General features: G+C 48.2%; 1 protein-coding gene. It reads right to left on the reverse strand.

Annotated features, from left to right (window positions below; all coding sequences use genetic code 11):
• Positions 1–66: 66 nt before the first annotated feature.
• A complete protein-coding gene (locus N646_RS03210) occupies positions 67–18,177 on the reverse strand; it encodes a tandem-95 repeat protein (protein ID WP_021033901.1) in 18,111 nt (6,036 codons plus the stop codon).
• Positions 18,178–18,451 lie beyond the last annotated feature (274 nt).

Consider the following 18,451-nt stretch of genomic DNA (forward strand, 5'->3'; position numbering starts at 1 on the left):
AAAAATAAAAGGTCTAGCAAATTGCTAGACCTTTTTGATTTTAAATTTGACTACAGTTTAGCGCTACTACATGTCTTTGTACTGAGCTTCTAAACTCGCAATTAAGCTTTGAGTCACATCATCAACACTTGCACCGTCAAAATGGATGTCCAATGTCGAGCTCCCTTTTGTAATACTCAGGTTTGCCTCAGATCCCCCGTCTGGTGCCACTTCTACATGATACTCTCCGACATCACCAGTATGATCACCTGATTGAAGATCATTAAGAAGCTCTCCAATTTCATCTTTAGATAAGTCGTCAAACAGATCTGAGAAGTCTAGAGCGTCTTCATTTTTATTGAAGTCAGTGACAGTATCAACATCGTTAGTGACTTCACTCCACTTAAAGATGTCGGCCCCTTCTGACCCTGTTAAAGTATCACTACCTAAACCACCAATCAGAATATCATCCCCTTCACCGCCAACGAGTATGTCGTTGCCACCATGACCAAATAGTAAGTCATCACCAGCGCCGCCATATAAATTATCCGATTTATCTCCTTGGTGAGTTTGGTTGAATTCTTCCAAGTTATTTCTAACGTACTCATGTATATCTTCGCCGTCAACGGTAGACACATCCTGACCCGTTTGCTGCGCCACATGTGATTGAATCGCACTTAAGCCTTGTTCATTACCACCAAACTCAATTAAGTCACCTAACAAGATATCGTTACCTTCACCTCCTTGAATAGTGTCTGAACCTTGTTTGAGAGGTACATCTTGACCCAATATCGTTTCAGCAAGCTTAGTAACATCAATATCTGACTCTACCACACCATCAGTGTCATACTGCTTGAGTGTATGTTCATCAACGCCACTCCCAAGACCTATCGCTTCTATAGAGGACAATGCCGCTAGTACTTGATACATGTGTTGAGCTTGTGTCGAGCTATTCCCTTCATCGTAATAACGGATAGAGCCATAATATCTGTCGATATCGCCAAGGATTCTTCCTGTTAGCGGTGAATAAACCTTACCGTAACTATCTATAACGACATCACCTTTGTAGGTAACTGTTTGTCCGTATGAGTAATTGTTTTTACTCGCAATATCTTGCAGGGTAACAAGCTTGCCAGAATTATCGACGTCCAAAATCACTTTCGAGAATTCACTCGGTGCTACACCATAGAGGTATGTTGCTCTATTTGGTTGACCATCCGTAACAAAGTACGTGATATTTTGGCCATTAGGGTTAGGTTGACTGCTGAACCATTCAACGGCCGACTGTAAGCCCGCCTCATAGTTTGTGCCGCCAGAACCCTCATCATCAATTACACGATTCAACTCTTCTACAAACTCTTTTCTTGCTGTAAGAGAACTCAAGTCAACAGAAATCACCGCTGATGCACTTGAAGCAAATTCACTAAGGTGAATATTCACTGTCCCTGGCTTCTCTCCTTGATTTACCGCACTTAACAGCTCATCAAACACATCTAGCACTTCTTGCTTCGCAGTTCCTACCCAGTTACCCATGCTCCCTGAAGTGTCCAGAACAAATGCGATGTTGTAGTCCTGACCTGCAATGATCTCCAATCCTTGAACATCACCAACAATAATATCGTGATCGTCACTACCCGTTATCTGATCATTCCCATGCGATCCCGACTCCAACACATAGTCACGAGCTGTAAGCTCAACGGATTCAGTTGTTGAAGCTGCGTCATTATTTGATCCTTCAACAGACGTAGCAGTAACGCTTAGCGGGAACTCTAAGCTGCCTTCATAATCGAATGGCACTCTGATATCCAGGGAAAGCTTACCATCTGTACCAAGAGTGACAGGGTAATCTCCATTTGAATCTTGCTTAATTGCGACCCCATCAACATACACGTCAACACCGTCTGGTAGATCTTGTACAAGAGCAGTCTGCGCTAAATCCTCACTTCCATCGACATCAACTAGATCAACATCCACATCGACCGAAATCCAGCGATCTTGAAGCACTTCATAAGTGCCATCAGGTTTCAAATCAACAATTTTGTCTGCAAAAACAACGCGTTCAATTTCATATAAATGATCACCTCGGTCATCACTACCTGTATGATCGTTTACCGAATCGATAGAACGACTATCTAATAAAATCCAATATGGAACTTTACCTCCATGATCGTCTTTGAAGGTCATTTTGTAGTCATCAAAGTTCCCTGTTAAGTAGACTGTATCTTTACCATCATGCAGAGTAAGACTGGTCGCGTCATCACCATAAAACGTATCATTGTTACCACCGCCAACAAATACGTCATCGCCACCGCCACCATAGAATACATCGTTGAAATCTGTCCCAACAAACAAGCTGTCGGTGTCACTTAAGTCAGTATTGACTCCCAACACAACACCAGCGTGTGTATTAATTTTAGGTACTGCATTATCCAACCCAAGGTTGGCTGCGACAGCCTCATTTTCGGTATTGGTATTATTTATTGCCGATGTAGCTAAGTGATGGTTTGGATCAATAGCATCTCGTTTAACTAAGTCGCCAACATTGATCGTGATCGTAGGTGCATCTGCGATAGCAACAACATTGATATCAAGTGTATTTGTTACGCCAGTATTTGTGGTATAGCTAATTAATGGAACGTCACCTGACCAATGCTCAGCAGGTTCAAATATGTAACTACCATCTCGGTTTACTAGTAACGTACCACTAGTCAAAGAAACACTTTCGCCTACCTCGTAATCAGCACCATCGATAGTAAGATGATCTACCATCAGAATATTGTCGCCGTCAGAGTCATTAAGCAATACATTCCCTTGTAGAGTATTGTCTTCTATGGTTTCGCCCAAATCACTTTCCGTTTCCGTCGGTAAGTTCTCATGTACTACAACATTGATCGCCAAGTTAGATTCTGCTGAATCACCATTCGAGCTTTCTGTACTCGTTGCAGTCAAATTGATAGTGAAGTCATCATGGGAGCCCGCAGGTGGAGTCACAGTAAGTGCATCTAATGCCCAACTTGTCACGTCCAGTTCTTCATCAATAGTTGCGACAGTAATAGAACTATTTCCATCTGAAAGGATCGCACCTACAGGTAAGCCAGTTAGCGTGACTTTAAGTGATTCAGAGCCATCTGTATCATTTAAGCTTGCTTTAATTTCAGAGAGCGGTATCGCTGTATCTTGTAACCCTTCGTTCAGCTGGTATGTTTCGTAAAACGCAACACCATTAACTTCTTGTAGTTCAGACGTTCTGATATCAGTTGCTTCTAGTGCACTTTCATCACTAACTACGTAAAGACTACTATTGCTCAGGTTGACAGGCGCTTGTCCATTAATGGATACATCCACATTAAAGTTACCCGGACCACTTTGGTTATGGTGATAAATTTCAATTGGATAAAAGCCAGATACCGAAGGGGTAAAGCTAGCTCCCTTAATATCACCACTGTCGCTCCCCCAACGAGCTTGATCAAGTAACGTACCACCCAACTTGATTGCAAGGCTATCATCGGCTTGACCGACAAAGTCGTAACTCGAGCCAGCTTCGAGATAAACAAGAGATGTGACTAGAACGGCCTCATTTGCCAAGGTTGCATGAGTCCCTAAATCTTCCACATTTGCCCAACTCAATCGAGTACCATCGGCTTCATTAAGAGCGTTGATCGCTGAGATTAGAGTCTCTCCATTGACCCCCATACCATCACTAGAACCAACTTGAACATTACTCCATGTCGTAACGTTAAACTCTTGTTGAGGCAATGAGTTTAATGGCGTCACTGCAATTAAGTTCGGTTTGTCAGCTACAGGGTTCACGTCTATTGTCAGTGTCGACTCTTGACCAGAGCTCTGCCCATCTGTCGGTTTAAAACCAATTTGAGCGTAACTAGATTCCTGATCTCCGACTTGATTTCCGCCGAAGATGTCACTGCCTGATTCATTTAATTCAGGTACAAAACGAACACCGTTTTCCTCAAAAAGCGATTTATCGAGGACTTGATCGATTTGTACAGACTGCCAATCGCCTTGCGAATCTCTGTACTCTAATGAGCCATCGCTAGGAAGCGTTGTAATTTGGACGGATAGATCTGATACATCAGAGTCCACATCGCTAATACCGAATGATGACCAATCAAGCATCACTTGAGTATCTTCATTCATCTCAACCACTGAAGGCGAAGATTCAGGAGCATCATTCACATTTACCAGAGAAACATTTACCTCGGCAGTATCAATCCCGCCAGTTCCATCGATAACCTCAACCTGAAGCGTATAATCGCCCAAGTCAACATCATCGATTGTCTTGTTCAATGAAATCTCTCCACTTGTCGGGTCGATATCAAAAATACCATTAGTGCTCGAGCCATCTGCAAAGCGGTATACAAGCACGTCATTATCGTGATCTTCAGCAACGACCGTGCCGATAACGGCCCCACTCACCGTGTTTTCGTTAACTGACCCGAAGTCGTAAACATCATCATTTGGTTTGTCACCAGCACTATCGCCGCCAGAAATAAACTCTGGAGCGTGCTGAGCATCTATAATAGAGACTGTTGCTTCATTCGAGTCACTTGCAAGCGTCGAATCTGCACCAACCGTATCAATTAGAGTCACGGTTAGGTTTTCAAGATCTTCGTAAATACCATCATCGAGAGTTTTTATATCAATCGGCGCCGACGTTTTACCCGCTGGAATCGTGACTGTGTACGTACTTGGAGCAATATAATCTTTGTCATCAACATTCCCTCCGATTGTGAATGTTACCAGTACATCTTCATCTGCTTTTTGGTCAATGTTGACGATAAATTTTGCATCACTACCTTCATCAACTGAGGATTGATCTGAGCTAATAGTCACTTTCGGTGCACTTTGGGCATCAACGATCACAACACTTGCGCTGTTATTTGAAGCAATGCTCGCATCAGCGCCATCAACCTCTTTAATGGTTACTGTGAAAGATTCTGCGCCCTCATAAATACCATCGGTGACCGTCAGTAAGTCAAGAGCAGCTGAAGATTGACCCGCAGGAACTTCAACACTCAGAACGCCAACAAAATCTTTTCCATCTTGGGCCACGCCACTATATTCGACATGAACCGTAACACTCTCATCTGCAACTTTATCAAGTGTCAGCGTAAAGCCTGCCGTTTCACCTTCATTTACGCTATTTTGATCGGCACTAATACTAACTAAAGGTGCAGGATCAGAATCCACAATATTTGCGTTACCAGTTGCAATACCATTACTGGTGACACTACCGATTTCCGTAACCGTAAGACCAAAGCTCTCATCACCTTCATGGACATTATCTAGTTTGGTCGGGACTGCGACTTTAATTTCAGCGACACCTGGAGGTATAGTAACGTCTCCATTAGGCGCTATATCTAATGTTTGAGTTTGACCATGAGTATCCACATAGGTCACTACCATAGTGCCTAGATCAACATCTTCCGCAGTATAGCTATCATTTGTTGTTGACTTCAGATTGACGACAACGGCCTCTTGAACAGGGTTAGAGAGTAAAACGGTAAATATTGCGTCAGTTCCTTCAATGACATCGCCGGCATCTACTACGCTAAGTTTTGTACTGTCATTATCAAGAACTGTTGCCGTCCCCGTTTCACCGCCGATCTCAAGAACGATCGTTTCGCTGCTTTCCACAACCAAGTCATCAATAGTCGGAATCGATATTTCGAAGCTACTTATACCTGCAGGAACAATCAAGTAACCACCTAAGAAAACAACACCATTTGTATAGGTTGCATTTGATAGATTTACGTCATTCTTATCAACTGAAGAACCTTGAGCAAGCATATCAACTTGGTACTTAACGGCAGTGCTAGTGGTTTCATTTAGAACAACCGAGAACGTGACATTGTCACCCTCAGTCACGCTATCACCGACCACAGACAGGCTTGGCCCATTTTCAGCAATATTACCATCTAGCATTTCATTAACGATATTGACTGTAGATGGATCGCTAACGCCATTTTCAGAGTCGACTGCCACATATCCAAAGCTGTCTTCGGCAGGTACACCTTCTACATAACGTAACTCCCAGTTCCCTTCATTTTTCGTAGAAAAATCTAACTGAGTAATGACCGAACCTTCAGGAAGAGCTAGATCTTTCCCATAACCAACGCTTGTTTCTTGGAATAGCATGAAGTTGCCTTCAGGCTTCAAAAACTCGAACGTTTGAGTCTGTTGGACATTATTTGAATCTAAGTATGTAACCGTAATAAGTGCTGCGTTGTCATCACCGTAATCAAACAATCCACCTAATCCATCTAAGCCAAGGTTTACGCTGCCCACAGGATTATTAGACAAATCGATCGTAATCGTTTCACCTTTCTCAATACCCTGCCCATCATTGTCAGCGATACCATTGCCGATGTGTGACACCTGGCGGTTGTACTGCGCAAGCTCACCGCTATCAGAAGAAATGGTGATAGAAGCTCCATTTGCTAAATGCTCAGTACGGGAGTGTGATGGACCTCCGTCCTCACTTAGCCCCCAATTATTGAAATCTGTTGTAGACTCGGAACTATTTGGTGTATCTGGGCGATCCTTGATACCTAATAAGAAACCCACATTATCAGCTTCATAGTAAAGGCTGTCTTTGTCATAAAGCGTATCGCTTACTTCTTTAATTTCGTGCAACTCACCATCACTATCTTTAAAGAACAACGTACCTGAGGTTGGCAGTTCAGTAATTCGGACATGTAGATCGTTGCCTTTTAAGTCGTCTTCAACATCCGCGATATGATCTTGAGAGTCACCGTGACCCAGAGGCTTCGTATCGGTATCAAACACAACGTGCGTAAGCTGATCATCGGCCACATGCGTAAAGTCTTCACTGTCAGGTTTGTCGTTTACTGGCGTGACATCGACGTTAACAATGGTGGATTCACTGACACCACCGGAGGTGACGATGTAGGTGAAGCTGTCTGCCCCGTGGAAGTTGTCGTTTGGCGTGTAAGTGACGCTGCCGTCCGGGTTGACCGAGACCGTGCCGTTGGCTGGACCGTTATTGCTATCGAGCGACACCACTTTGTCGTCGCCTTCGAACGTGTCGTTACCTAAAACCTTGATGATGGTTGGTGTGTCTTCCACAACCGTCGCGCGGTCAGATTCAATATCTGCCACAGGCGCCACTGTGAAGTTCACCGTTTGGCTAACGCTTTCACCGCTTGGATCGGTGGCAGTAAAGGTCAACGCTTCAGAGCCGTTCCAGTCCGCAGTTGGGCTAATGGTCGCGATGCCATTTTCAATCGACACCAACACGTTGCTGTTGCCGGACACTGAGAAGTTCAATGCGGAGTCGCTGTCTTTAAATGCGTCGTTTAAATCAATCGTGTAGATCGTAAAATCTTCTGCTAACACTTGATCTGAAATCACATTGTCGACTGTTGGTGCATCGTTAACGCGATTCACAATCAAACTATCACTGTCGCTAACCGTTGGATTAACACCATCCGATACTGATGCGCTGATCGTTAGGTCTTTAAGGTTGAGTTCGTCGTTGTTAACCGCGTCAACACCCGCTTGAGTCAGTTTGACTTCATCGCCAACTAGCGCAAAGTAGCCGTTTGAGTTGTTTTCTAAAGAAACGGTTAATTGCTCTTCTGGCGTGTCGATATCAGCGACTTCCAACGTTGCCACTACCGTACCGGTATTCACTGCATCTTCAGTGATACTTTCTACAGCATCGACCTTGATCGTTGGCGCATCGTTTACTGGGTTAACGGTAACAGCTACTTTCGCTTGGTCAGTCAGCGAACCATCAGTGATGGTGTAAGTGATTTCGGCGTCACCATGGAAGTTCTCAGCCGGTGTGAAGACCAGTTTGCCATCAACGATCTCAACTGTGCCTTGTGTTTCAGGTACGGAAGCCGATTCAATCGACAGCTTATCACCATCAATATCGGTGTCGTTTGGCAGGACATCAATCGTCACTGGCGTGTCTTCGTCAGTGACAGCGGTATCATCTTTTGCCACTGGCGCGTCATTCACTGGCGTGACATCGACGTTCACCGCGGTGGACTCCGATACCCCACCGGAGGTGACGATGTAGGTGAAGCTGTCTGTACCGTGGTAGTTGTCGTTTGGCGTGTAAGTGACGCTGCCATCAGGGTTGACCGAGACCGTGCCGTTCGCTGGACCGTGATTGCTATCGAGCGACACCACTTTGTCGTCGCCTTCGAACGTGTCGTTACCTAAAACCTTGATGATGGTTGGTGTGTCTTCCACAACCGTCGCGCGGTCAGATTCAATATCTGCCACAGGCGCCACTGTGAAGTTCACCGTTTGGCTAACGCTTTCACCGCTTGGATCGGTGGCGGTAAAGGTTAGGGTTTCTGAGCCATTCCAGTCTGCGGTTGGAGTGAACGTAGCAATGCCATTGACGATCGCCACTTGAATGTTGCTATTACCAGAAACGCTAAACGTTAACTCACCATCGGCGTTATCCACATCACTGAAGGCCGTATTCAGATCGATGCTGTATGGCGTAAAATCTTCCGCCAAGGTTTGGTCTGCAATGTTGCTTTCAACCACAGGCGTGTCGTTCACCGCATTCACGGTGACGTTGACCGTTGCTTGGTCAGTCAGTGCACCATCAGTAATCGTGTAAGTAATTTCAGCGTCACCATGGAAGTTCTCAGCTGGCGTGAACACCAACTTGCCGTCAACAATCTCGACTGTCCCTTGCTCACTCGGCACAGACGCCGAGTCAATCCACAGCTTATCGCCATCAATATCGGTGTCGTTTGGCAGGACATCAATCGTGACAGCGGTATCTTCTTGTGTTGTGGCCGTGTCATCGTTTGCCACTGGCGCGTCATTCACTGGCGTCACATCGACGTTCACTGTGGTGGACTCCGATACCCCACCCGATGTAACGATGTAGGTAAAACTGTCTGCCCCGTGATAGTTGTCGTTTGGCGTGTAAGTGACACTGCCGTCCGGGTTGACCGAGACCGTGCCGTTGGCTGGGCCGTGATTGGTATCCAGCGACACCAATTTGTCGTCGCCTTCGAACGTGTCGTTACCTAAAACCTTGATGATGGTCGGCGTGTCTTCCACAACCGTCGCGTTGTCTGCCACGATGTCCGCCACTGGCGCTACCGTGAAGTTCACCGTTTGGCTAACGCTTTCACCGCTTGGATCGGTGGCCGTAAAGATTAGGATTTCTGAGCCGTTCCAGTCTGCCGTTGGGCTAATGGTCGCGATGCCATTTTCAATCGAAACCAACACGTTGCTGTTGCCAGAGACACTGAAGCTCAGCTCGCCATCTACGTTATCCACATCGCTGAAAGCGGTATTTAGATCGATGCTGTATGGCGTAAAATCTTCCGCCAAGGTTTGGTCTGCAATGTTGCTTTCAACCACAGGCGTGTCGTTCACCGCATTCACGGTGACGTTGACCGTCGCTTGGTCAGTCAGTGAACCATCGGTCACGGTGTAAGTGATTTCAGCGTCACCATGGAAGTTCTCGGCCGGTGTGAACACCAGTTTGCCATCAACAATCTCAACTGTCCCTTGGTCACTCGGCACAGACGCCGAGTCAATACGTAATGTATCACCATCGATGTCAGTATCGTTTGGCAAGACATCAATCGTAACAGCGGTATCTTCTTGTGTTGTTGCCGCGTCATCGTTTGCCACTGGCGCATCGTTGACTGGCGTCACATCGACGTTCACTGTGGTGGACTCCGATACCCCACCCGAGGTAACGATGTAGGTAAAACTGTCTGCCCCGTGATAGTTGTCGTTTGGCGTGTAAGTGACACTGCCGTCCGGGTTGACCGAGACCGTGCCGTTGGCTGGACCGTGATTGGTATCCAGCGACACCACTTTATCGTCGCCTTCGAACGTGTCGTTACCTAAGACCTTGATGATGGTTGGCGTGTCTTCCACAACCGTCGCGCGGTCAGATTCAATATCTGCCACAGGCGCAACTGTGAAGTTCACCGTTTGGCTAACGCTCTCGCCGCTTGGATCGGTGGCCGTAAAGGTTAACGCTTCTGAGCCGTTCCAGTCTGCGGTTGGAGTGAACGTAGCAATACCATTGACGATCGCCACTTGAATGTTGCTGTTGCCAGAGACAGTGAAGCTCAGCTCGCCATCAACATTATCCACATCGCTGAAAGCGGTATTCAGATTGATGCTGTATGGCGTAAAGTCTTCTGCTAAGGTTTGATCTGCGATGTTGCTCTCAACCACAGGCGCGTCGTTCACCGCATTCACGGTGACGTTAACCGTCGCTTGGTCAGTCAGCGCACCATCAGTGACGGTGTAAGTGATTTCAGCGTCACCATGGAAGTTCTCAGCTGGCGTGAACACCAGTTTGCCATCAACAATTTCAACTGTCCCTTGGTCACTCGGCACAGATGCCGAGTCAATACGTAATGCATCACCATCGATGTCAGTATCGTTTGGCAGAACATCAATCGTCACTGGTGTATCTTCGTCAGTAACGGCATTGTCATTGGTCGCCACTGGCGCATCATTCACTGGTGTGACATCGACGTTCACCGTGGTGGACTCCGATACCCCACCGGACGTGGCGATGTAGGTGAAGCTGTCTGTACCGTGGAAGTTGTCGTTTGGCGTGTAAGTGACGCTGCCATCCGGGTTGACCGAGACCGTGCCGTTAGCTGGACCGTTGTTGGTATCCAGCGACACCACTTTGTCGTCGCCTTCAAACGTGTCGTTACCTAAGACCTTGATGATGGTTGGCGTATCTTCCACAACCGTCGCTTTGTCTGCCACGATGTCCGCCACAGGGGCTACCGTGAAGTTCACCGTTTGGCTGACGCTTTCACCGCTTGGATCGGTAGCCGTAAAGGTCAATGCTTCTGAGCCGTTCCAGTCTGCGGTTGGAGTGAACGTAGCAATCCCATTGACGATCGCCACTTGAATGTTGCTATTACCAGAAACGCTGAAGCTCAAATCGCCATCGGCGTTATCCACATCACTGAAAGCGGTATTTAGATCGATGCTGTATGGCGTAAAATCTTCCGCCAAGGTTTGGTCTGCAATGTTGCTTTCAACCACAGGCGTGTCGTTCACCGCATTCACGGTGACGTTGACCGTTGCTTGGTCAGTCAGTGCACCATCAGTAATCGTGTAAGTGATTTCAGCGTCACCATGGAAGTTCTCAGCTGGCGTGAACACCAACTTGCCGTCAACAATCTCGACTGTCCCTTGCTCACTCGGCACAGACGCCGAGTCAATCCACAGCTTATCGCCATCAATATCGGTGTCGTTTGGCAGGACATCAATCGTGACAGCGGTATCTTCTTGTGTTGTGGCCGTGTCATCGTTTGCCACTGGCGCATCATTCACTGGCGTCACATCGACGTTCACTGTGGTGGACTCCGATACCCCACCCGATGTAACGATGTAGGTAAAACTGTCTGCCCCGTGATAGTTATCGTTTGGCGTGTAAGTGACGCTGCCGTCCGGGTTGACCGAGACCGTGTCGTTAGCTGGACCGTTGTTGGTATCCAGCGACACCACTTTGTCGTCGCCTTCGAACGTGTCGTTACCTAAGACCTTGATGATGGTTGGCGTATCTTCCACAACCGTCGCTTTGTCTGCCACGATGTCCGCCACAGGGGCTACTGTGAAGTTCACCGTTTGGCTGACGCTTTCACCGCTTGGATCGGTAGCAGTAAAGGTCAATGCTTCTGAGCCGTTCCAGTCTGCGGTTGGAGTGAACGTAGCAATCCCATTGACGATCGCCACTTGAATGTTGCTATTACCAGAGACGCTGAAGCTCAGCTCGCCATCCACGTTATCCACATCGCTGAAAGCGGTATTTAGATCGATGCTGTATGGCGTAAAGTCTTCCGCCAAGGTTTGGTCTGCAATGTTGCTTTCAACCACAGGCGTGTCGTTCACCGCATTCACGGTGACGTTGACCGTCGCTTGGTCAGTCAGCGCACCATCGGTAACGGTGTAAGTGATTTCAGCGTCACCATGGAAGTTCTCAGCCGGTGTGAACACCAGTTTTCCATCAACAATCTCGACTGTCCCTTGCTCACTCGGCACAGACGCCGAGTCAATCGACAGCGTATCGCCATCAATGTCGGTGTCGTTTGGCAGGACATCAATCGTCACTGGCGTGTCTTCGTCAGTAACAGCGGTATCATCTTTTGCCACTGGCGCATCGTTGACTGGCGTGACATCGACGTTCACCTTGGTGGATTCACTGACGCCACCGGACGTCACGATGTAGGTGAAGCTGTCTGTACCGTGGTAGTTGTCGTTCGGCGTGTAAGTCACGCTGCCGTCCGGGTTGACCGAGACCGTACCGTTAGCTGGACCGTGATTGCTATCCAGCGACACCACTTTATCGTCGCCTTCGAACGTGTCGTTACCTAAGACCTTGATGATGGTCGGCGTGTCTTCCACAACCGTCGCGTTGTCTGCCACGATGTCCGCCACAGGGGCTACCGTGAAGTTCACCGTTTGGCTAACGCTTTCACCGCTTGGATCGGTCGCCGTAAAGGTCAACGCTTCAGAGCCGTTCCAGTCCGCAGTTGGAGTGAACGTAGCAATGCCATTGACGATCGCCACTTGAATGTTGCTGTTGCCAGAAACGCTGAAGCTCAGCTCGCCATCCACGTTATCTACATCGCTGAAAGCGGTATTTAGATCGATGCTGTATGGCGTAAAATCTTCCGCCAAGGTTTGGTCTGCAATGTTGCTTTCAACCACAGGCGTGTCGTTCACCGCATTCACGGTGACGTTGACCGTTGCTTGGTCAGTCAGTGCACCATCAGTAATCGTGTAAGTAATTTCAGCGTCACCATGGAAGTTCTCAGCTGGCGTGAACACCAACTTGCCGTCAACAATCTCAACTGTGCCTTGCGCTTCAGGTACAGACGCCGATTCAATCGACAGCTTATCGCCATCGATGTCAGTATCGTTTGGCAGAACATCAATCGTCACTGGCGTATCTTCGTCAGTAACAGCGGTATCATCTTTTGCCGCTGGCGCATCGTTGACTGGCGTGACATCGACGTTCACCGCGGTGGACTCCGATACCCCACCGGAGGTGACGATGTAGGTGAAGCTGTCTGTACCGTGGTAGTTGTCGTTTGGCGTGTAAGTGACGCTGCCATCCGGGTTGACCGAGACCGTGCCGTTCGCTGGACCGTTGTTGGTATCCAGCGACACCACTTTGTCGTCGCCTTCGAACGTGTCGTTCTCTAAGACCTTGATGATGGTTGGCGTATCTTCCACAACCGTCGCTTTGTCTGCCACGATGTCCGCCACAGGGGCTACTGTGAAGTTCACCGTTTGGCTGACGCTTTCACCGCTTGGATCGGTAGCAGTAAAGGTCAATGCTTCTGAGCCGTTCCAGTCTGCGGTTGGAGTGAACGTAGCAATCCCATTGACGATCGCCACTTGAATGTTGCTATTACCAGAAACGCTGAAGCTCAGATCGCCATCCACGTTATCCACATCGCTGAAAGCGGTATTCAGATTGATGCTGTATGGGGTGAAATCTTCCGCCAAGGTTTGGTCTGCAATGCTACTTTCAACCACAGGCGTGTCGTTCACCGCATTCACGGTGACGTTGACCGTCGCTTGGTCAGTCAGTGCACCATCGCTAACGGTGTAAGTGATTTCAGCGTCACCATGGAAGTTCTCAGCCGGTGTGAACACCAACTTGCCGTCAACAATTTCAACTGTACCTTGGTCACTCGGCACAGACGCCGAATCAATGCTTAACGTATCACCATCGATGTCAGTATCGTTTGGTAGGACATCAATCGTCACTGGCGTGTCTTCGCCAGTGACAGCGGTATCATCTTTTGCCACTGGCGCATCGTTGACTGGCGTGACATCGACGTTCACCGTGGTGAATTCCGATACCCCACCGGAGGTAACGATGTACGTGAAGCTGTCTGTACCGTGGTAGTTGTCGTTTGGCGTGTAAGTGACGCTGCCGTCCAGGTTGACCGAGACCGTGCCGTTGGCTGGACCGTGATTGGTATCCAGCGACACCACTTTGTCGTCGCCTTCGAACGTGTCGTTACCTAAAACCTTAATGATGGTTGGTGTGTCTTCCACAACCGTCGCGCGGTCAGATTCAATATCTGCCACAGGCGCAACTGTGAAGTTCACCGTTTGGCTAACGCTTTCGCTGCTTGGATCGGTGGCGGTAAAGGTTAGGGTTTCTGAGCCGTTCCAGTCTGCGGTTGGAGTGAACGTAGCAATGCCATTGACGATCGCCACTTGAATGTTGCTGTTGCCGGAGACACTGAAGGTCAGATCGCCATCCACGTTATCTACATCGCTGAAAGCAGTATTTAGATCGATGCTGTATGGGGTGAAATCTTCCGCCAAGGTTTGGTCTGCAATGCTGCTTTCAACCACAGGCGTGTCGTTCACCGCATTCACGGTGACGTTGACCGTCGCTTGGTCAGTCAGTGCACCATCGGTGATGGTGTAAGTGATTTCGGCGTCACCATGGAAGTTCTCAGCCGGTGTGAACACCAACTTACCATCAACAATCTCGACTGTCCCTTGCTCACTCGGCACAGACGCCGAATCAATGCTTAACGTATCACCATCGATGTCAGTATCGTTTGGCAGAACATCAATCGTCACTGGTGTATCTTCGTCAGTAACAGCGGTATCATCGTTTGCCACTGGCGCATCATTCACTGGTGTGACATCGACGTTCACCGTGGTGGACTCACTGACCCCACCCGACGTAACGATGTACGTGAAGCTGTCTGTACCGTGGTAGTTGTCGTTCGGCGTGTAAGTGACGCTGCCGTCCGGGTTGACAGAGACCGTGCCGTTGGCTGGACCGTTATTGGTATCCAGCGACACCACTTTGTCGTCGCCTTCGAACGTGTCGTTATCTAAGACCTTGATGATGGTTGGCGTGTCTTCCACAACCGTCGCGTTGTCTGCCACGATGTCCGCCACAGGCGCAACCGTGAAGTTCACCGTTTGGCTAACGCTTTCGCCGCTTGGATCGGTCGCCGTAAAGGTCAATGCTTCTGAGCCGTTCCAGTCTGCCGTTGGAGTGAACGTAGCAATACCATTGACGATCGCCACTTGAATGTTGCTATTACCAGAGACGCTAAACGTTAACTCGCCATCCACGTTATCTACATCGCTGAAAGCGGTATTCAGATCGATGCTGTATGGCGTAAAGTCTTCTGCCAAGGTTTGGTCTGCAATGCTGCTTTCAACCACAGGCGTGTCGTTCACCGCATTCACGGTGACGTTAACCGTCGCTTGGTCAGTCAGTGCACCATCGGTCACGGTGTAAGTGATTTCGGCGTCGCCATAGAAGTTCTCGGCCGGTGTGAACACCAATTTGCCGTCAACAATCTCGACTGTGCCTTGCGCTTCAGGTACAGACGCTGATTGGATAGACAGCGTATCACCATCAATATCGGTGTCGTTTGGCAGGACATCAATCGTCACTGGCGTGTCTTCGTCAGTGACAGCGGTATCATCTTTTGCTACTGGCGCGTCATTGACTGGTGTGACATCGACGTTCACCGTGGTGGACTCACTGACGCCCCCGGAGGTAACGATGTACGTGAAGCTGTCTGTACCGTGGAAGTTGTCGTTTGGCGTGTAAGTGACGCTGCCATCCGGGTTGACCGAGACCGTGCCGTTGGCTGGACCGTTATTGGTATCCAGCGACACCACTTTATCGTCGCCTTCGAACGTGTCGTTACCTAAGACCTTGATGATGGTTGGCGTGTCTTCCACGACCGTTGCTTTATCTGCCACGATGTCCGCCACAGGCGCAACTGTGAAGTTCACCGTTTGGCTAACGCTTTCACCGCTTGGATCGGTCGCCGTAAAGGTCAATGCTTCTGATCCGTTCCAGTCTGCGGTTGGAGTGATCGTGGCAATGCCGTTGACGATCGCCACTTGAATGTTGCTGTTACCAGAGACGCTGAACGTTAACTCGCCATCCACGTTATCCACATCGCTGAAAGCGGTATTCAGATCGATGCTGTATGGCGTAAAGTCTTCCGCCAAGGTTTGGTCTGCAATGCTGCTTTCAACCACAGGCGTGTCGTTCACCGCATTCACGGTGACGTTGACCGTCGCTTGGTCAGTCAGTGCACCATCGGTCACGGTGTAAGTGATTTCGGCGTCGCCATAGAAGTTCTCGGCCGGTGTGAACACCAATTTGCCGTCAACAATCTCGACTGTGCCTTGCGCTTCAGGTACAGACGCTGATTGGATAGACAGCGTATCACCATCAATATCGGTGTCGTTTGGCAGGACATCAATCGTCACTGGCGTGTCTTCGTCAGTGACAGCGGTATCATCTTTTGCTACTGGCGCGTCATTGACTGGTGTGACATCGACGTTCACCGTGGTGGACTCCGATACCCCACCGGAGGTGACGATGTAGGTAAAGCTGTCTGCCCCGTGGAAGTTGTCGTTTGGCGTGTAAGTGACGCTGCCATCCGGGTTGACCGAGACCGTGCCATTGGCTGGACCGTTATTGGTATCGAGCGACACCACTTTATCGTCGCCTTCAAACGTGTCGTTACCTAAGACCTTAATGATGGTTGGTGTGTCTTCCACAACCGTCGCGTTGTCTGCCACGATGTCCGCCACTGGCGCAACTGTGAAGTTCACCGTTTGGCTAACGCTCTCGCCGCTTGGATCGGTGGCCGTAAACGTCAACGCTTCTGAGCCGTTCCAGTCTGCGGTTGGAGTGAACGTAGCAATACCATTGACGATCGCCACTTGAATGTTGCTGTTGCCAGAAACGCTGAAGCTCAGCTCGCCATCCACGTTATCCACATCGCTGAAGGCCGTATTCAGATCGATGCTGTATGGCGTAAAGTCTTCCGCCAAGGCTTGGTCTGCAATGCTGCTTTCAACCACAGGCGCGTCGTTCACCGCATTCACGGTGACGTTGACCGTCGCTTGGTCAGTCAGCGCACCATCGGTGACGGTGTAAGTGATTTCAGCATCGCCATGGAAGTTCTCAGCCGGTGTGAACACCAGTTTGCCGTCAACAATCTCGACTGTCCCTTGGTCACTCGGCACAGATGCCGAGTCAATCGACAGCGTATCGCCATCAATATCGGTGTCGTTTGGCAGGACATCAACCGTTACTGAGCTATCTTCCTCTGTAATTGTTGTATCATTAGAGGCAATAGGCGCATCGTTAACTGAGTTTACTGTTACCGAAACTTGAGCTTCATCCTCTAACTCACCATCTGTGATGGTGTAGCTAATCGTTGCATTACCGTTGAAATTTTCAGCCGGAGTGAAAACAAGCTTACCATCGATAATCTCAACGATACCTTGCTCTTCTGGTACAGAAGCAGAGGTAATGATTAAATCATCACCTTCAATATCACTGTCGTTAGCGAGCACATCAATTACAACCTGGGAATCCTCGTCAGTTTGAATCGCATCATTAGTTGCTATTGGCGCGTCATTAACAGGCGTAATATCTAAGTTAGCAGTGCCATTAATAACACCGCCATCGTTATCAATAATGTCATAGGAGAATGACACTTCAGTGTCATCATCAGCCTCTGGAATGTAAGTCCAAGATCCATCGCTGTTATCAATTAAGGTGCCATTCCCACTCTCAATAGTGACGTTTGTAATGACAAGAGTATCGGCATCATCAATATTGACATTAGATAGTAATTCTTCAGTAGTTATCGTGATTGGATCGCTATCTTCCTCAACAGCGCTTAATGTCACTGGAGAATTAGTAAGTGGCTTACTTGAGCCATCCCCACTTGTCTCGATACCTGTTGTGAAGAAGTCATTTAAGGTCAACGCTTGTGTTTCAGATAAGCCGAGGGATTCTAGGCCAATAGTTTCAAAGTTTGTTGAGGCTAGCACTTCAGTACCATCTCGTACAATCGTGGCACTATTTTGCAAACTGGAGCCACTATTTTCACCCGCTGCAGGTGCGAGTTCTTCATCAATAGCAGAAGGGTCTTGACCTTGCTCAATAGCACTAATAATCTGTGCTACATCGTCTGAAATATCTTTTAAGCCTTGCTCTTGAGCAAGCTGAATTTTCAGGTCTTGAGGCGCAGCATCTGTCATTGCCACTATCACTTCACCTGGTAGAGGCTGCTGTCCTTCTGCAAGGACTCTCAGCTGCCCATCCAAACCTATTACGACGACTTGATTACCGAGTGGCACTAATGCTGTACGATCCATATAAACCTTAACCCTAAATAACTGTCAAGTTTTTGACTAACAATACTAATTTGCTATATATTGCCCTAATATATAGTGCAATAACAGCAATTTGATGCTCAATAAAGTAATTATGTGTCATACATCAATAAGAATCCAGATGCATAAGTGTTTTATTTTATTAAAATCTGGACACTCGTTTCTAGCCATTACCTCCATCTTTAATTTGAGATCTTAATTCAAGTTTTAGGCAGATTTAGTAGGTTGATTTATCAAAATTGAAACAAATGAACAG

This window comes from Vibrio alginolyticus NBRC 15630 = ATCC 17749, from assembly GCF_000354175.2.
Taxonomy (GTDB): domain Bacteria; phylum Pseudomonadota; class Gammaproteobacteria; order Enterobacterales; family Vibrionaceae; genus Vibrio; species Vibrio alginolyticus.